The following is a 17,761-nucleotide window of genomic DNA, read 5'->3' as shown; positions in this document are numbered from 1 at the left end:
TTCCGAGCGCCATGGTCAGCGTAAAAACCTTCGAGATGCTTTGGATCGAGAAGGATTCTGCCGCGTCGCCGGCCGATAGGAGCGCCCCGTCAACGGTGGCAATCGCGATGCCGAGCTTCTTCGGATCGACTTTGGCGAGTTCCGGAATGTATTCGGGAAGCCGTCCCTCCCCCAGACGCGGCCGCGCGTCGCGCAACATTGCGTCGATCAGGGTCTGAATGCGTCGCTGGTTCGAGGGCTTCAACACGTCATGCGCATCCGAAAGGATCGTTTGCCCTGACCAGGGCCTATTCGATAAACCGGATGATCTCGTCCGAAAACACATCCGGCGTGTCGTGTGGAATCCAATGCGATGCGTTTTCGACCTTTATAGACGGGCGTTCGGAATCTCCTGCGAAAGCCTAACGCCGTCCTCGATGGTTTGCCAGGGATCGTGAACGCCCCACAGACAAAGCGTCGGCGCCGTGATCTCGCCATGCCTCTCGGCAAGCATCGTCGTGTGATTGGTGTTGAGGGCGCTGGCATTCCGGATGATGGAGATCTTGCCCTCTTCGTCGCTGTAGGGTGCAACGATGCCGGCCTCGAACGCAGGCGTCAGCCGGTCCCGGTTGAACAGCCCCTCAGGCAGCCCGGAGGCCACGAAGTCGGCAACCTCCTTGGGCGACTTGCTGCGCCAATTCGGATTGCCGAGCGCGATCATGTCGTCGATCGGCCAGGAGTCGTAGGCCACCACGTTGGTCAGGACCAGCCGCGACACGCGTTCGGGATGTTCGATCGCCATGATCAGCGACACGCCGCCGCCGGTGTCATGACCGACGAAGGTCGCCTTGGCGATCCCGAGATGGTCCATCAGACGGATGATCATGCCGGTCTGCGCCAAGAGCGAACGGTCGAAGAAGTCCCGGCGGTCGGAATAGCCGTGCCCAAGAAAATCGGGAGCGATTACCCTGGCGTGCTCGGCAACCCGTGGAATCACCTCATTGTAGAGAAACGACCACGTCGGGATCCCGTGCAGCAGAATGACAGGATCTCCTTCGCCGCGTCCGTCCAAGCGACCTTCAGCGGCTTGTAGCTCAGCCCATCGAGCTCCGCCGTGTGCTGCCGTTGGCGAAACGCCTCATGCGAGAGAGGCGCCGTAGTCTTCGACATGTCGTCTCCCATCCAGAGCCGCCGGCTCTCAGTACTGCGCCGACTTCTCGGACACTTCCTGATACCAGATGCGCCGCGTGCCGATCTTCGCCCGCATTTTCCACGCCAAAGTCTTGGGTGTCTCGTCCAGCACCTTGAGGAGCTCGTCGATGCGGCTGCGGACAACCTCATGCTCTTCCTTCTTCATGGAAGGAAATTCACTCAGGTGAGCGGGGACGCGCTTAAGATTGGTCGTGAAGGTGTGATAGAAGCCCCAATCGCGGCGCATCATGTCGACGATATAATCCGTATCGATCGATTTAGGCCCGGACTGCTGATGCGAGAGCGGGTGCTCGAGCATCAGCACGATCGTGTCCTTGAAATCCTTGAGATTGATTTCGACGATCTGCATCTTCTCAAGCAGCAGATCGGTCGTGCAGATCGTCGGACTGTCGAGCTCGAGTCGGTTCTTGAACGGAATCCGGTGGCAGAAATAGAGTTCGTCCGCGAACACATCGACATTCAGGTTCGTGTCTTTGTGCAGATAGACGTGGCGCGAACCTTCCGAGGCCATGTAGACCCCCTCGTCCGGCACGTAGCCGCGCGCGGTCAGGAACTTGCGGATCGCCTGGTTCTGCTTCTTCTCCGCGCCAAAATCCACGTCGGTCAGGACCCGCTTGGTGTCCTCGAAGAGGTGCAGATTGTTGGGACATTGCAGGCGGTAGGCGATGGATCCGAGGATGCGCAGGCGTATGCCCTCCGCTTCTGCATCGCTGACCAGGGCAAGCGCCTCGTCGACAAACTCCAAATTCAGACCCGGATCGGTTGGCATCTGGTTCACACGCGCCTCCAGCGGCTTCGGTCGGGATGGAAGATACGAGCCTCCGGCCCAACGTTTTCAAAAAGCTGTCATTGCCGCACGAATGCGGAAAGCGAAGAACGCCGCAGGCCGGACGGGTGGAAGGGGGGTTAGTCCGACCGCCCCATCCGGCTTGCGGTACCCGATCATTCGATCGGGATCTCCTTGAACGCCAAGGTCACGTCGATGCCTTGGGAGCGCCTGATCATCTTCATGACGTAGTAGAACGCCAAGCCGATGACGAAAACGCCGACGACGATCGCGACCTGGGTCGGATCGTGACCCGCCGCGTTCGGATCGAAGAACAAGGTCCAGAAGTAGAACTGCGCCGCGAGGAAGCCGAGGAAGCAGCCCACCGTCATGATCGGCAGTCCGAACACGGTCTTGCCCGCCAGCGGCGACTTCTCGTAGAGCTCGGGCCGCTTGTACGGGAAGAACACGCCCGCAAGCAGCACCACCGACCACGCCAGCACGGCCGCCTCGATGAGGATCACGATCTTGGAGAACCAAGGCGTGAACACGAACAAGGCCATGCAGATCAAGTTGAAGATCGTGGTCACGGTGATCGCAACCAACGGCGTGTGGTAGGTTTCCGAGATCTTGGCGAGCGGAGCCGGCGCGACACGGTCAAACGACCAGGCCACGACCGCCCGAACGCCGAAGGTGTGCATCGCCGGGATCCACATCCACATCCACAGTGCGAGGCCAAGCGATGTCAGCACGGTGATCAGCGGCGACTGAGTGAGGATGCCCGTCAACAAGGCCACCGACGGGTCGGTCGGTGTCGTGATCCCGGTCCCGAGCACCGCGTTGTAGACGGCAGTGCCGAGGAACTCGAAGCCGAACACCTTGTAGGCCAGCCAAACCGTAGCAATCCAAACGACGGTGGCAATCAGCACGGCGCCGAGCATGGCGACGGTCTGGGACTTGCCGACCGATTTGATCTCGCCGCCGATCGCGATCGAGAACGCCGCGCCCACCAAAGGCAGGAACGGCCAGTTCGAGACCAGGATGGTCTGCCAGACGGTGGGATCACCGCCGCCCCAGCCGTTCTCCTTGCCGCTGGCAATGATCGCGTTGTAGGCATCGGGGACATTCAGCGCCGGGCCAACCAAAGCATTCAAGTGGCTGACGAAATCTTCCCGGGTGTACATCGCCAGCGTGATGAGCAGGAAGGCCGAGCTGGCCATCGCAAGCACGAAGACCCATTTGTTGATCGTGAGGTAGAAGCGCATCCCGTAGGAAAGAATGACCTGGGAAAGCACCAGGATCGCCGCGCCGATCAGGAAGGTCGCCCATGGCTCAAGCATGGTCTCCGATATGGCGAGGAAGGTTTCATTGCCCGTCAGCAGGTTCAACGCCGCAAACATCGGCGCCAACGCCAAAGTCACGATCCAGTAGGCGGCAATCGCGCAGTAGAAGAGCCATGCCGTGATCTCGACAAGGCTCATCGTCAGCGCCAATGCCGGCGGCAGGATACGAGATCCGAAAACGTAGATGCCGCCGGACCGCGGCAGCGTGATCGTCCAGGTGATAAAGCCGAAGGCGATAAGCGCCATGGCAAAGCCCGCAAGAACACAACCCCAAATCAGGTCGCCTTGCGGGTAGAAGGCCGGACCATAATAAAGCATCGAGCCCACGCCGAGGCCGATGCTCACCACGCCCAGATTGTAGATAAACGTGTCAGTTCCGCTTGCCGTCCGGATCAATCCGGACGCTTTGCGGAGGAATATTCGTTTGTCGCCTCCAGCGTCAGTAACTGACATTGCTCCCTCCAGTTTTTGATTGTTTCTTCCCGGTAAAGCGCTCGGTTTATCCTTGCGTCAGGTTTGTTTGGGCAATCTTGCCGTCTTCCAAAATGATCATGGCGCCCTGCAAAATCCCTTCGGGATAGACGCTGCCGGGATTGATGCAGACCGTCTCGCCGATATTGATCTTCGCGCGCCCCTCATGGATGTGCCCGTGAAGACCAAGCAACGGCTGATGCTCTTTGATGATGTCGTTCAGGGTCTCGCAGCCGGCATGGATCTGAGCCGGCAGACCCATCTCGTAGACGACCTGCATATTGTCATCGAGTTTTGGGCAGGCATCGAGCGCGGTCCCGTGAGGAGGCACGTGAACGTTGAAGATGCACCGGCTCATGTCGCGAACTTGCGGCAGCAGCTCGGCAAACCGCTCGACATACTGCGCCTCGGAGTATTCGCGCTCCGTATCCCACGGCGTGGGCGTCGAGCCCCCGCAGAACAGCATCTGATAACCGCCCTTGAAGTCGCAGACCCGCATCTCGTTGAAATCGACATGCGCCGCCTGGGTGAGGATCTCGTCGATCTCCCAGAAGTCGTCATTGCCGGGCAAGGCTACGAACGGGATCTCGGTACCCTTCAGCTTCTCTTCAGCGAAGGCGGCCCATTCGTGTACGCGCTCCAGGACGAGACGCTTGAAGAGCTCCTCTTGCGCCGTCGGATCCGACTTCAGCCGCTGATACTCGGCCTCGGAGATGACGGCCGGATAGAAGCCCATATTTCCTTGGCGCTTGACGAAGTCGTCGAGTTCGCCCTGGCCGGTTATGCGCACCGACTCGCCGTGCTGAAAAGCAAGATAAGAACCGTCCTGCTGCTCGGCGATTGGAATGACCGCTTTCCCGGTCAGATCCCCGCCGAGAACCAGGACGTCCGCGCCGTAGAACTTGGCGCTGTTCACGAATTTCTTGAAACAGACATTCGAGCCGTGGAGGTCGGAGGCGAAGAAGATCTTCACCTGGCCATCGCCCGACTTATTCTTCTTCTTCCAAAACACCCAGCATCCTCCCGCGCTCAGAACTTCGTGAGGTAGTGGTCGACTTCCCACTGCGAGATCGATTGGTGATACGACCACCATTCGGCCTTCTTCAGATCGATATAGGATTTGAACAGAGCATCCCCCATCACCCGGCGTCCGAGATCGTCCTTCTCGAAGGCGGTGATCGCGTCCAGCAAGGTTTGCGGCAACTGGCTGATGCCCCGGCTGGCAAGCTCTTGATCGCTGAGCTCGTACATATTCAGCAGCTGCGGATCGCCCGGATCCAAATCCTGCTCGATACCGTCGAGACCGGCGGCAAGGAACATCGCCGCAGCCAGATATGGATTGGTACACGGATCGACGGCGCGACATTCCCAGCGCGCGCTGGACAGATTCTCGTGCGCGGCGGAGTTTTGCTGCCCCTCGATATGCGGTCTCAGCATCGGCACACGGAACATGTGCGTGCGGTTGTTGCCGCCATAAGAGATGAAGATCGGCGCCCAGGTATAGCCGGTCATCGATCCGGTCTTAATCAGCCTCTTGTAGGAATTGACCGTCGGGCAGCTCACCGCGACGATCGCGGCGGCATGCTTTTTCAGCCCGCCAAGGAACTGATAGGCGCGCTTGGAAAGGCCGCAGCCGCGCGTATCCGACGCATCGCCCGAGATGTTCTCTCCCGTCTTCGCGTCGGCCAAGGACATGTTGAAATGCGCGCCTGAGCCGGTGCGGTCCGCGTAGGGCTTGGCCATCATGGTCGCTTCCCAGCCATACTTGCGGGCAAGCTCCTTCATCATCAGGCGCCAGACCACGAAGCGGTCGGCCATCGTCATGGCGTCGGCATAGGTAAAATCGAACTCGAACTGGCCGTTGGCGTCTTCGTGATCGAACGAATGCACCTTCCAGCCGAGCTGATTCATCGACGACACGACATCGTTCAGAAATTCCATGTTGATGAGCGTGAGCGAGACGTCGTAGGCGGCCTTTGAAATGTTGTCGCGCGGATCGTTCGGCGCGATGCCGTTCGGTGCCGACGGATCCAGCCGGACGATATAGGTCTCGCATTCAATGCCGAGATTGAGCTTGAGCCCCAGCTTGGCGGCGCGATCGATCTGCTTTGCCAGCGCCGAACGCGAGCACATCTCGTAGGCCTGCTCGTGATACATGAGCTGACCGGGCACGATGGCGACGTTCGGGCGCCAAGGCAGTTGCATGACCCGGTCCGGGTCGGGAAGCACGGCCAGTTCGTCGTCATGAGGCCCCTGCCCCAAGCCGTCCAGCGCGGCGCCCGTGAACAGCTCCGATCCGCGCATCATGCGGTCGAAATGATCGATCGGCACCGTCTTGGTCTTGGGAATGCCGTGCACATCCACGTAGAACGGCATGACGTATTCGACACCCTTCTCGATGAGGGTGTTCATGGTTTCTCTGCGGGGCGGGGAGTTGCTCGCAGAAGCCTCGATCTGCGCACCGGTCTTCAGTTCGTTCATTACAAGTCTCCCCTCCCTATGGACCTTCACGCGCTCGGCGTCCGGTCTCTGTGTTCTTGCACTCCAGGCCGAGCTTCTCCGGCGGCAGATGGCCGGCTCCCGTCACCGCGACATCTCGCCACTGTGATCACATCTAATTAAACAGTCAATTAGTTTTCTCGAATGCCCGATCTGATATCCGCAAGACGCATGTGCGATTCTCGCAGATCACATCACGACGATGCGCATGCCGGCCAAACAGCCGAGCGCGAATGTCTTGCGAAAAGAATTGAGTCTTGGGCTTAGCGCCGCCGGCTCTTCATGCGCTGCTTGCCGGAATATTCCAGCATCACCCACACGCGGGCATGCAGATCGCGAACGGCCATGTCGAGATCGAAATCGGAGAGAATGACCGAGCGCACCATGCAGCCGTCGAGATAGGTGGATATGAACTGGCCCATGCGGAGCGGATCGACCGCCTTGAAGATCCCGCGATCGATGCCCTGGCGAATGATCTTCGACAGCATCTTCCGCTCCTCATCGTAGAACCTCTCAATGGATTCTGCGATTTCCGGATTGCCTTCGTGCGAACCTCGAAAGTCGAGAGCGATTTTTACGAAGCGATGGATCTCCGCGTACTTGCTCACGTGGTTCTCGAGCCAGGCTGTGAGAATGGCCGCGGGATCCGCGTTCTTGTCATCGAGAGCACGGACATTTTCGAACGCGTTGCCAACCGCGTGCTCGATGGTGGCTCTAAAGAGATCCGTCTTGCTGTCGAAATAATAGTAGATGAGCGCTGTGTTGACGCCCAGCGCTTTGGCGATGTCCTTGATCGTGACCGACGCGAAATTGCGCTCGGCGAAAAGATCAAGCGAAGCAGCTAGGAACTTGTCGACGCGGTCATTCCCATGACCGCCGTTACGGCCTCGCGCTTCCTTCTTCAAAACAGGACTGCGCGCCCGACGCACGGTCTTGGCTGGTTGCTTCATCTTGCTCCGCAGGCTTACCGACATTCGCTCGTCCGATCTCCGCGGCGGTCAACGCTATACACGCGGATCACCTTCCAACTCGAAGACAATTTTCATGGAAGTCCGCGTCGCAGTAACGCCGAGCGACCAACCCAGGAACGGAAAACGAAAGGAGGATCGCTGTCACGTACTTGCATTAGCGGCCCAGTTAAGGCAACAATCTTTTGCTAATTAATTGACTAATTAATTTGGGAGGTGGGGATGCAGCGAGCCCTCAGCAACCGTCTGGAGGCAAATAAGCTGGCCTTCGAGCGATTGACCGAGGCGGAGCCCGTTCTCATCGATATTCGCCGGGCGGGCGAGGTCGTTCCGGGCTTTTCCGCCAATATGATTCTCACCTCCGGAGCCCCCACGCCCTGGCCGGACTATACCGGCGGTCAGCGCGAAGGGATCATCGGCGGCGCGCTGTTCGAGGATCTCGCCGAGGACAGAGACGAGGCGATCGCGAAGCTCGATGCGGGAGAGATCAAGGTCGGCGCCTGTCACGACTATGGCTGCATAGGTTCGCTGGCCGGCATCTACTCGGCATCGATGCCGGTCTTCGTCGTCGAGAACCGCGCCTCCGGCGGTGTCGCCTATTGCAATATCTACGAGGGCAAGAACCCTCGCCGCCTGAACTACGGGGTCTACGACGAAGGCGTGCGGGAGCGGCTCCTGTTCGTTCAGAACGAGGTCGTGCCCGTCATTGCCGATGCGCTGAGGGACAATGGGCCGATTCCGCTAAAGCCGATCATCCGCCGGGCGCTCGGTATGGGTGACGAGCTGCACTCCCGGAATTCGGCCGCCTCGCTTCTCTTCATGCGTGAGCTCGTCCCGAGCTTCCTGTCCCTTGCCGCTTCAGGTGACGGGCACGTCTCCCGTGCCGTCGAAGCCATGACCGAGGATCACTACTTCTTCTTGCGGCTCTCCATGGCAGCCGCGAAGGCAACCGCCGATGCCGCGCGGAATATCGAAGCCTCCAGCGTGCTCACCGCCATGGCGTTCAATTGCCGCGGCTTCGCCATACGGGTCAGCGGCTTGGGCGACACCTGGTTTCGAGGTCCGCATGCGCACGTGGAAGCGAAGCTTTTCGAGGGGCATACCGAGGACGAGATCAGCTGGATGGGCGGCGAAAGCCCCATCGCCGAGACGGTCGGTCTCGGCGGCTTCGCTCAAGCCTGCGCGCCAACCCTTCAGGACTATCAAGGCGGCTCCTACGAAACGATGCTCCAGCGCAACACCGAGCTTTACGCAATTACCGTCGGAGAGCACCCAACCTATCTGATCCCGCCCCTCGGCTTCCGCGGGTCCCCGACCGGAATCGATATCTTCAAAGTGCTTGAAACCGGAACGCTGCCGGTCCTGGATATCGGCATCGCAGGCCGCGACGGCGGCCAGATCGGGGCCGGCGTCGTGCGGCCGCCGCTCGAATGCTTCGAAGCAGCGGCGGAACCTATCGGCGACGCTATAGTGATGACGCGTGATGCTGACACAGGCTGGGCGTTGTTTGCAGAGATCTGATCATAGGACTTTTGAGTGCGGCGACGTCTTCTCCAGAACGGCGAGGTGCTGCGCGATGCGAAGCTTGCCTATGCGACTTACGGTACGCTGAACAGCGCGGCCGATAATGTCGTGCTTCTGCCGACGTTCTATACCGGCACCCATCTTCGCAACGAGCCTCTGTTTGGCGCCGGCCGCGCCATCGACCCTGCGCGCCACTTCATCGTATCGGTGAACCTGTTCGGCAATGGGTATTCGTCCTCGCCGAGCAACACGGCGCCTCCGCAGGACGGCCCCCGTTTCCCGAACGTCACGCTGTTCGACAACGTCGCCTGCCAGCACCGGCTGCTGACCGAGCATCTCGCGGTTCGCCGTGTCGCACTGGTGCTCGGCTGGTCGATGGCCGCCATGCAAGCCTACCAATGGGCGGCGCAGTATCCCGACATGGTCGGCGCGATCCTCCCTTACTGCGGCGCCGCACGATGCTCCGCCTTGAACCACGCCTTTCTCGACGGACCCAAAGCCGCGCTGCAAGCCGATTGCGCCTGGAACGGCGGCGACTACACCGCCCCGCCTGAAAAGGGCCTCCGGGCTTTCGGCCGGGTCTACGCCTCATGGGCGTACTCCCACGACTTCTTCGCCGATGCGCTCTACCGGGAGCTGGGCTTCGAGACCCTCGAGGACCTCGTGCGAGACTGGGAAGAAGACCACCTGCACTGGGACGCCAACGATCTGATCGCCAAGATCTGGACGTGGCAGAACGGCGACATCAGCCGCAACGACATCTATGGCGGCGACTTCCCCAAGGCCCTGCGAGCAATCACCGCGCGCGCCATCGTCATGCCGTGCCGGACCGACCTCTATTTCGTGCCGGAGGATAACGCAGCGGAAGTCGCGACGATGCGGCACGCCGAGTTGCGGGTGTTCGACTCGCCCTGGGGCCACTGCGTGGCCTCGCCCGGACGATTGCCTGAATTCGAAAAAGCCCTCGACGAGGCCGCAGCAGAACTGTTGAGGCTTAGGCATGAAAGCACTCGTGCTGTCGTCCAGCCCGCGCCGCAACGGAAACTCCGCGCTTCTTGCCAAGGCTTGTGCCGAGGGTCTCGCCGAAGCGGGACATGAGGCGGAGTTTGTCCATGCCGACGATGTCCTCGCCGGCTTCTTGCGGGACTGTCGCCAGTGCCGCAAGCCCGACGGGGAATGCGCCATCGAGGACGGTTTTCGCGATGCGTTCTTCGAGAGCTATCTGCCGGCCGAAGGCTTCATCGCCGCGACGCCGATCTATTGGTACGGCAGCTCCGCGCAGCTCAAGGCGTTTTTCGACCGCACGTTCTGCTATTACGCCGCGTCATATCCAAACTCCGCGCCGGTGATCGACGGCATGATCGGCAAGCGGGTCGGTCTGCTCGTCAGCTCCGAAGAGACCTTTCCCATGGTCTCCGGCGCGGTGATCTGTCAGTTCCAGGAATATTGCCGCTACACGCGCTCGACTTTCGTCGGCGTGGTGCACGGCTACGGCAATGCGCGGGGCGACGTGGCGCGGGATCCAAACGACCCGCTCAAAGCGGCGCGCCGCTTCGGACGTGAGTTCTTCACCAGACATGCAACCGACTACCAGATCGATACGGAGAGGCCCGGGCGGGTCTGGGGCTAACGGCTCACGCCATGCTCAGAACCGCGGTGCCCACAGCAATGAGGCCAATGGATCCCCACTGCAGCCAGCTGACCGGCTCGTGCAGGATCAGGCGGGCGAGGATGACCGTGACGACACCGAACGTGGAGGCAACAACCATGGTGATGTGCGGCGCCGCCGTGGCGGAACCTGCCAGGAACGCGAAGTACCCCAACGTATCGAGGCTGCCTTGCAAACCCACATAAGGCACCCAGCGCGACGGAATGCGTATCGGCACGCGCTGCACGAGCAGGATCAGCACGATGAACGCAAGCCCCGCCCATCGGCCGATCCACACGGTCTGTACCTCGCCGATCATGGGGGCGGCGCTTTGGGCGGTAAGGACAAGGGCCACGTAGGAGAAGCACGCGCCGAGCGCGATGAGGAGCGTGGTCCGGTCAGCTTGTGCCTTGACCGTATCCTCATTGGAGACGGCGTTGCGCGCGATGAGGATGCCGCCGGCAATCACCGTAGCCATGGCGGCCCACTGAAGCAGGCTCGGCCGCACGCCCATGGCAACGTTGACCGCAAGCACAAGGGCCGGGTGAGCCGCGACGATCGGCGCGACGACGGCGATCGGACCGCGCGCGAGGCCCATATAAAGAAGCATGCACATCGTGGCGACCGCGAGCCCGTGGGCGACCGCCATGGCGCATCCGAACGGCGACCACACCAATGGGGGATCCGTGGCAATCACCCAAACCGTGGTCGCCACGGCGCCGACCAGAAGCACGCCGCCATAGGTCAGCGGGGCGCCCAGACTGCGGGCGCTGAACCGGGCCATGAAATCCGCGACGCCGAGCCCCAAGGCGCTCGCCAATCCAAGGAGAGCCGAAATCATCCGGCAAGCCTTGCGCTCGGCCGGACACGCCGTGCAGTGACGCTTTCAGCAATCCAATGTGCTAACCGCCAACCTCGTCCGATGGCCGAGGTGACAATGGGAGGTGTCGGGTGATGCTTCGCTCGTCGTCCAACTTTTCTCGCAATGTCGATTGGACCTGCTCAAGACCTTCCACGAGATCGTGGAAGCGCGCGGTGTGAGCCGTGCGGGCCGAGCGCTCCGGCGCAAGCAGCCCGCCCTCAGCCTCGCCCTTAAACGGCTCGAGGACGCGCTCGACGTAAAGCTGTGCCGGCGCGGACCGCGGGGTTTCGAGCTGACCGACGAAGGCATGCTGGTCGCGGAGACGTGCAGCTCCCTGAACGCCCTGGTCCGCAGCGTGCCCAAGCGGCTCAGCAACATCACCGCGGACCTGCGCGGCAAGATATCCATACAGATCATTTCGAGCCTGGTGTGCGAGCGCTTCGACGCGGCGATATCGCGCTTCCACGATCAGCACCCCAAAGTGGAGATCCTGATCGACGTGACGACGTGGGATTCGGTGGCGGCAGCGCTTCTGCGCGACGAGATCGACGTGGGCGTCGCGTCGGCCCAGACCCTGCGCTCCGATCTTCAATACGACTTTCTGTTCGACGAAATGCACGGCGCCTATTGCGGCCGCTCTCATCCCCTGTACGGCAAGACGTTCGACGACCCCGCGGCTTTGTCGGGACAAGCGTTCGTCCTCACAGGCGCGGATGAGCCCGACCTGCTGACGGCCTACCGCACTCAACATGGCTTGGGGGTCCAGGTGGCCGGCCTTTCGGAACATCTCGACGAGGCGAAGCGGCTGACGATGCTGGGCATCGGCGTGTGCTTTCTCCCCGAAGCGTTCGCGGCGCCAGAAGTTGCGGCGGGACGTCTTTGGCCTCTTTTGAAAGAAGGCGAACAGCCGGCCATGCCCATCTTTGTCATCACGAACCCGCGCGCGCCTCAAAAGCTGGCGCGTCAGCTTCTCCTCACCGAAATCGGATTTCCCCGCGCCGCGAAGTGAAGCGCGTTTCACCATTATTGGGTCATGGAATTTTCAGTCGAAACGTGCGCTGCACCATTGGTCGTCTTAATGCATCCGATTGAGAGAATTGGGCTGTTTCGGCCGTAGCGCGGTCACTACCTTTTCGAAAAGCAACACGCGAGGACAAGAGTTATGGCCGGAAAGAAGACGAGCGGAGCCGACAAGGGTCACGCGCATCGCCATGGGCATCACGGGGTCAGGCGCCAGGACACCCACGGCGCCAAGAGCCTGGAGAGGCTGACAGGGATTTCGCAGTCGAAGCAGGAGGAAGACGTCCGCCGCTCCCTGGAGCTCGGCCTAGAAGCCTCCGATTCCGTGGTCGACCGCAACATCTCGCTGTTCAGCCGCGCGCATCAGCCCGCTTTCGCCGGCATCAACACCTTCATGAGCGCCTATTGCGAGGACATGCGCAGGATTGGCGACTACGAGGCGGCATTTGTCGGCGCTCCATTCGACTCGGCGACAACGTACCGGCCGGGCACGCGGTTCGGCCCCCAAGCGGTGCGCCGGATCTCCGCGCTTTATGACGGCTACTGGTTCGACGGCGGCGTCGACATCTACGAGGAACTCGACCTTTGCGACGCCGGAGACATCTTCGTCATTCCGGGGAATATCGAGAAGACCTTCGACCAAGTCACCAAGGCGATCTCTCACATTTATACGTCGGGCGTGTTCCCGATCATTTGCGGCGGCGACCATAGCCTCGGCTTTCCCAATGTCCGGGGCATCGCGCCCCACATCGACGGCAATGTCGGCATCATCCACATCGATCGCCATATCGATATTCAAGACAAGGATATGGATGAGCGCATGCACACGACGCCCTGGTTCTGGACCACACACGAGGGCTCGATCACCTCGCACCGCGATCACAGTCACATGCATGATGTGGGGTTGCCCAACTGCCATCCGAAGAATCTGGTGCAGATCGGCATCGGCGGCTGGTACGGCAACCGTCCCGGCACCGCCATCGCCAAGCGGCGTGGCACGAGCGTGCTTACGATGCAGGACATCGATACGCACGGTCCGCGAAAGGCCGCCGAGATCGCGCTCGAGATGGCTTGGGAGGGCTGCAAGGCGGTCTACCTTTCCTTCGACATCGACTCGATCGACCCTGGGTTCGCACCGGGCACGGGCTCGCCGGAGCCGGGCGGCCTCCTGCCGCGCGAGGCCTTGGAGATGATCCATACCATCGCCGCCGAAGGCCTGTGCGGCATGGAGGTTGTCGAGGTCTCGCCGCCCTATGACGTCAACGACAACACCGCGCAGCTTGCCTGCCGCGTCATGCTCGACGTCGTCGGGACCCTAATCGCCACCGGGCATCTCGGTCATCGCAACAAAGCCAAGGCTTGATCGCCGCCGAACCGGCGTTGTCGCGGTAAAGCCTCGCGAGAGTACGAATTACGGAATCGGTGGGTGCGAATTGCGGCGCGGGCTTCGGCCCACTCGGCCGACCGTGGTCCGGCCTGGGCTGATTTGATGGGCTGAACGTGCCCGTGAAGGATCATTAGAGTCACCTACGATGGGTCTAAGGATCACTCTCTCAATTATAGTCAAGTATAACTGCCTAATCTACTTATAGTCCGATCGGGAGCAACTGGCCTTTGACTAGACACAAGGCACCTAATCGCTAATCGCGACCGGAAGAACCGACAAGATCAGGTATCTTTGGGCACCTCTACGGACAAGCCGGCGATCCCGCGGCCGGGTTACGCCCGCGCAATTCGAAGTCCATCGCCCATTAATTCGCAAGAGTTCTCTAAGATTAATTCAAGCAATAGTGTTTGACTTGCGAATATCGTATTTTAATTATGGCAAAATAGTCACGCCTCGTAGAAGAATCCGTAGAATTTATCTTATTACATTGCTTGTCTCCATCTTCCGATTATTCTGGCCAGCACAGTGGTCGCAGCGCCATCGGCGCGAGAGAGCAACCGCATGACAGGGGAAAACGGGGGAGACGACAATGACTCGGCGCAATAGGAACATGGGGACCGTCAAGCTCTGCATCGCGAGCGCGATCCTCACGGCTGGGATGAGCATCCCGGCTCAATCCGAAGAGTTTACGCTCGGCGGGACCACGGCATTCACCACGAACTATGTGTTCCGCGGCGTGTCGCAGACGAACAACAATCCGGCCGTGCAGGCGTCCTTGGACGCGGGCTACGGCATCTTCTACGCCGGAATTTGGGGATCCAATGTCGACTTCGGCGGAGGACCCTTCGGCCAGGACATCGCCACCGTCGAGATCGACTATTACGCCGGCATTGCGCCGGAGTGGCAAGGCATCAGCTTCGATATTGCCGGCCTCTACTACACCTATCCCGGCGCCTACGATCCGGCGGGCAATTTCGACTACTTCGAGTTGAAGACCGGCGCGTCCTACACCTTCGGCGAGGCGTTCACCGTGGGCGTGGCCAATTACTGGACGCCCGATTACTCCGGCGAGATCGGTGACGGCGACGCGCTGGAATTCTCCGCGGAGTATGCCTTCGGCGGCAAGCTGTTCAACTTCTTCACACCCAGCGTCAGCGGCCTAGTCGGGCGGCAATGGACCGAGGTCGTCGACTTCACCTACTGGAACGCCGGTCTCACGCTCGGCTTCATGGACAACTTCGCCGCCGACATCCGGTACTGGGATACGGATCTGAGCGACGCAGGGTGCGCAGGCTTCATCGGGTCTGCGAACAACTGCGATTCACGCGTGGTCGGCACGATCTCGGCGTCATTCTGATAAGAGCCTGTCCAGCTCCAAAATATAAGAGCCTGTCCAACACCTTTAGGGGGCGCCGCTGCGGCGCCCCGTTTTATTTGTCTGCGAAGAATGGGCCCGAACGCGCGTCGCTTGTCAGAGCGCCGGCATCGGCTCGGCCGCTTTGGCGCCAGGCACCAGACCGAGCGCTCGCTCGGCGGACTTGATGGTGTTCACCAGCAGCATGGTCACGGTCATCGGACCGACCCCGCCCGGTACCGGCGTAAGATACGATGCTTGGGCCCGCACGCCCTCGAAGTCGCAGTCACCCACGAGCCGGGCCATCGGGCAGCCGGTTGATGCCCACATCGACCACGCGCCGGGCTTGACCATCGACGCCGAGATCAGGCTGGGGTGCCCCGCCGCCACGACGAGAAGATCGGCCAACCTTGTAAACTCCCCGAGATCGCGCGTCTTCGCATGACAGACCGAGACCGTCGCTTCGCGTTGCATCAGCATCAGGGCCATCGGCTTACCGACAATGTTGCTGGCCCCAACGACGACCGCATTGCGCCCGCTGACCTCGATGCCCTCGTGCTCGAGCAACCGCATCACACCGTATGGCGTGCAAGGGGGAAAGACGGTATTGCCGATGACGAGACCGCCGACATTGTAGAGATGGAATCCATCGACATCCTTTTCGGCGTCGATAGCCCCCAGTACCTCCTCCAAGTCGAAGCTCGGCGGCAGCGGCAATTGCACGAGAATGCCGTCAATGCTCGGATCCCTGCCGCACTCTCGAATCTTGTCGCAGATTTCCGACTGCGTGACCGTCGCCGGATAAAACAACTGTTCCGACCAGATGCCGACATCCTGGCAGGCCCTGATCTTGTTGCGCACATAGACCGCCGACGCCGCGTTGTCGCCGACCATGATGACGGCAAGGCCGGGCGATCGTCCGCCTGCCTGTCTCAACCGGGCCACACGCCGCTTGCAGTCTTCGCGTTCGGCGGCGGCAACCGCCTTGCCGTCGATGATCTTGGCTACCATTCGGAAGTCGACCCCTGCTTCGCGGCGGTACGCTCAAGCGCCAGTCGGCCCGCCCGTCCCCGCTCGGAAAGATGAGGCGGCCACGCCGAAATGACATGACCGCCTTTGATCAAGAGCGTCCGCGGAAGAGGAGGGTTCAGCGACGTGCGGCTCTTGACATGTTGCGTATGCCCATTTTGCCGGGGTTTTCTGAGATGAATTCGCGTTCAGCGACGCTTTTTTGCCTTTTTGCGCCACGGGCGAGATTTAGCGAGGCCGAGCGAACATTGATGCCTCCAATGTTGCGGATCAGAAAATTCAGCCTTTTGCGCTTGATCCCTCATGACTAGCTTCGAGCCATGAAGCCGATCCTCGTTCTGCAAAACGACTCCGTTGAAGGTGCGGGACGCCTGTCTACGCAGATGATCGAGCGCGGCTTCAAGCAGCATACCTTGCTTGGCTGGGAGGCTCAGTACGACTGCCTGAACAGCGATGACTTCAGCGCACTCGTCGTTCTTGGCGGTCCGCAAAGCGCCTACCAAACCGAGGAATATCCCTATCTGCGCGACGAGATTGCCCTATGCCGGGACTTCCTGAATGCGGGCAAACCGATCCTTGGCCTTTGTTTGGGCGCGCAACTTCTCGCCTGTGCCGCCGGCGGCGAGGTCGAGCCCGGGGAACGCAAGGAAGTCGGCTGGTACGATCTCAGACTCTGCAAGGCGGCGATTGAGGACCCGCTGTTGCACGGCCATCCGGAAACGCTCGTCTCCTGCCACTTCCATGGAGACCGCATTCGCGATGTCCCCGGCGGCATCAAGCTCGCATCGTCGGCGCTGACGCCGATCCAGCTGTTCCGTCTCGGCGAAAACGCCTACGGCTTCCAGTATCACGCAGAGGTCGACGAGACGCTGCTCGAACTGATGTGCCGCAACAACGCTGACTACCTCGTCGCCGGTGGGGTGAATATCGAGACGGTGATCGAGGACGGCCGGACGTTTCTCCCCGACTTCGAGCGTCACTGCCGCACCGTGCTCGATCGCTGGTTGGACCTGGCTGCGGCACCGGCTTAAGCCTCTTTGATCAGCGCCAGCAGCTCGCGGAACAACGGCGTATCGGCGCGGCGCATCCACTCGAACACCACCATTTCGGCGCTGACGATGACAATGCCCGCCGCCCGCATGCGCGCGACCGCGAGGGTCTTATCCGTCTCATGACGGCTGGATGTCGCATCGGCGGCGACGAACACGTCATAGCCGGCCTGCTTGAGGTCGAGGGCGGTCTGCTGGACGCAGACATGCGTCTCCGTGCCCCCAACAACAACCTGCTCGCGCGCGGCTGCCACGATACGGCGGCGGCATTCGTCCTCGGCGAAACAGGAAAAATGGATCTTCTGCATGAAGCTGTTCGCTGAAACTTTGCAGGAAAGCCCCTCGCTCGTCGGCCCGATCCCCTTCGGGTAATGCTCCGAGACGAGGACGGGGATGTTCATGCGGTCGGCCGCTGCGGCTAGAAGACCGGCTTTCCGCAACGTTCTCTCGCCGTCGACGACAGCCGGAAGCAGCCGCTCCTGCATATCCACGAGCAGGAGAAGGGACTTGTCGCGGTCGATCAGCATGTCCCTCACTTCTATTTGCGGCGAACGCCGGGGCGCTTCGCCGTCATTTGCTCGCGGGCGCACGCCCAAACGGCAAGCACGGCGGTGCGAAGCGCGTGGCCGTCGCACGCCAAGATGCGCGTC

The 17,761-nt window shown here is 61.0% G+C and carries 17 protein-coding genes; 7 read left to right on the top strand and 10 right to left on the bottom strand.

The window, feature by feature from the left end; translation table 11 throughout:
• The 7 genes from AUC71_RS18345 to AUC71_RS00850 all read right to left on the bottom strand — a co-directional run.
• A partial coding sequence (locus AUC71_RS18345; protein ID WP_193426998.1) for a glutaminase occupies window positions 1-199 on the bottom strand: 199 nt, incomplete at its 3' end.
• Between the two features lie 168 nt (window positions 200-367).
• Window positions 368-1,051 carry an alpha/beta fold hydrolase gene (locus AUC71_RS00875; RefSeq protein ID WP_204376598.1) on the bottom strand — a complete coding sequence of 228 codons (684 nt, stop codon included), beginning with the start codon at window positions 1,049-1,051 and terminating at the stop codon, window positions 368-370.
• Window positions 1,052-1,177: 126 nt separating this feature from the next.
• Complete coding sequence (locus AUC71_RS00870) at window positions 1,178-1,969, bottom strand: hypothetical protein (protein WP_069622736.1); 792 nt, start codon at window positions 1,967-1,969, stop codon at window positions 1,178-1,180.
• A gap of 164 nt (window positions 1,970-2,133) precedes the next feature.
• Window positions 2,134-3,645 carry an amino acid permease gene (locus tag AUC71_RS00865; protein WP_204376597.1) on the bottom strand — a complete coding sequence of 504 codons (1,512 nt, stop codon included), beginning with the start codon at window positions 3,643-3,645 and terminating at the stop codon, window positions 2,134-2,136.
• Window positions 3,646-3,799: 154 nt separating this feature from the next.
• Window positions 3,800-4,783 (bottom strand): metallophosphoesterase family protein, encoded by a 984-nt coding sequence (locus AUC71_RS00860; RefSeq protein ID WP_069622734.1) that lies wholly within the window; start codon window positions 4,781-4,783, stop codon window positions 3,800-3,802.
• Between the two features lie 17 nt (window positions 4,784-4,800).
• The gene (gene glnT / locus AUC71_RS00855; RefSeq protein WP_204376596.1) at window positions 4,801-6,252 is read right to left on the bottom strand and encodes a type III glutamate--ammonia ligase; all 1,452 of its coding nucleotides are present in this window, start codon (window positions 6,250-6,252) and stop codon (window positions 4,801-4,803) included.
• Window positions 6,253-6,533: 281 nt separating this feature from the next.
• Window positions 6,534-7,244, bottom strand: coding sequence for a TetR/AcrR family transcriptional regulator (locus AUC71_RS00850; protein ID WP_069622733.1), 711 nt, complete (start codon window positions 7,242-7,244; stop codon window positions 6,534-6,536).
• Between the two features lie 216 nt (window positions 7,245-7,460).
• On the opposite strand from AUC71_RS00850, the gene AUC71_RS00845 reads away from it, so the two are divergent.
• The 3 genes from AUC71_RS00845 to AUC71_RS00835 are packed head-to-tail and all read left to right on the top strand — an operon-like array spanning window position 7,461 to window position 10,392.
• Window positions 7,461-8,759 carry a YlbE family protein gene (locus AUC71_RS00845; RefSeq protein WP_069622732.1) on the top strand — a complete coding sequence of 433 codons (1,299 nt, stop codon included), beginning with the start codon at window positions 7,461-7,463 and terminating at the stop codon, window positions 8,757-8,759.
• A 15-nt stretch (window positions 8,760-8,774) separates the two neighbouring features.
• Entirely contained in the window at window positions 8,775-9,860 is a 1,086-nt protein-coding gene (locus AUC71_RS00840; protein ID WP_069622731.1) for an alpha/beta fold hydrolase, read from the top strand.
• On the top strand, window positions 9,763-10,392 hold the full coding sequence (locus tag AUC71_RS00835; protein ID WP_069622730.1) for a flavodoxin family protein: 630 nt from the start codon (window positions 9,763-9,765) through the stop codon (window positions 10,390-10,392). The genes AUC71_RS00840 and AUC71_RS00835 overlap by 98 nt, the downstream gene beginning before the upstream one ends.
• Window positions 10,393-10,396: 4 nt before the next feature.
• Here AUC71_RS00835 and AUC71_RS00830 read toward each other — a convergent pair whose 3' ends face one another.
• Entirely contained in the window at window positions 10,397-11,251 is an 855-nt protein-coding gene (locus AUC71_RS00830) for an EamA family transporter (protein ID WP_069622729.1), read from the bottom strand.
• A 103-nt stretch (window positions 11,252-11,354) separates the two neighbouring features.
• On the opposite strand from AUC71_RS00830, the gene AUC71_RS00825 reads away from it, so the two are divergent.
• The 3 genes from AUC71_RS00825 to AUC71_RS00815 all read left to right on the top strand — a co-directional run bounded on the left by AUC71_RS00825 (window position 11,355) and on the right by AUC71_RS00815 (window position 15,036).
• Complete coding sequence (locus AUC71_RS00825; RefSeq protein ID WP_083237953.1) at window positions 11,355-12,281, top strand: LysR family transcriptional regulator; 927 nt, start codon at window positions 11,355-11,357, stop codon at window positions 12,279-12,281.
• Between the two features lie 153 nt (window positions 12,282-12,434).
• Complete coding sequence (locus AUC71_RS00820; RefSeq protein ID WP_083237952.1) at window positions 12,435-13,655, top strand: agmatinase family protein; 1,221 nt, start codon at window positions 12,435-12,437, stop codon at window positions 13,653-13,655.
• Window positions 13,656-14,268: 613 nt separating this feature from the next.
• A complete protein-coding gene (locus AUC71_RS00815) occupies window positions 14,269-15,036 on the top strand; it encodes a TorF family putative porin (protein ID WP_083237951.1) in 768 nt (255 codons plus the stop codon).
• Between the two features lie 114 nt (window positions 15,037-15,150).
• Here AUC71_RS00815 and AUC71_RS00810 read toward each other — a convergent pair whose 3' ends face one another.
• Window positions 15,151-16,044, bottom strand: a complete 894-nt coding sequence (locus tag AUC71_RS00810; RefSeq protein ID WP_244500741.1) for a bifunctional 5,10-methylenetetrahydrofolate dehydrogenase/5,10-methenyltetrahydrofolate cyclohydrolase — start codon at window positions 16,042-16,044, stop codon at window positions 15,151-15,153.
• Between the two features lie 338 nt (window positions 16,045-16,382).
• Here AUC71_RS00810 and AUC71_RS00805 point away from each other — a divergent pair, with 338 nt between their 5' ends.
• Complete coding sequence (locus AUC71_RS00805; protein ID WP_069622726.1) at window positions 16,383-17,093, top strand: type 1 glutamine amidotransferase; 711 nt, start codon at window positions 16,383-16,385, stop codon at window positions 17,091-17,093.
• On the opposite strand, the gene AUC71_RS00800 is transcribed toward AUC71_RS00805, so the two are convergent.
• The gene (locus AUC71_RS00800; RefSeq protein WP_069622725.1) at window positions 17,090-17,638 is read right to left on the bottom strand and encodes a hydrolase; all 549 of its coding nucleotides are present in this window, start codon (window positions 17,636-17,638) and stop codon (window positions 17,090-17,092) included. The two genes, AUC71_RS00805 and AUC71_RS00800, sit on opposite strands and share 4 nt — an antisense overlap.
• Window positions 17,639-17,761: the final 123 nt, after the last annotated feature.

Origin of the sequence: Methyloceanibacter marginalis (genome assembly GCF_001723295.1) — a bacterium.
In the GTDB taxonomy this organism is placed as follows: domain Bacteria; phylum Pseudomonadota; class Alphaproteobacteria; order Rhizobiales; family Methyloligellaceae; genus Methyloceanibacter; species Methyloceanibacter marginalis.
Note: the sequence above shows the minus strand (reverse complement) of the source record. Positions and strands in the feature narration are given on the sequence as shown.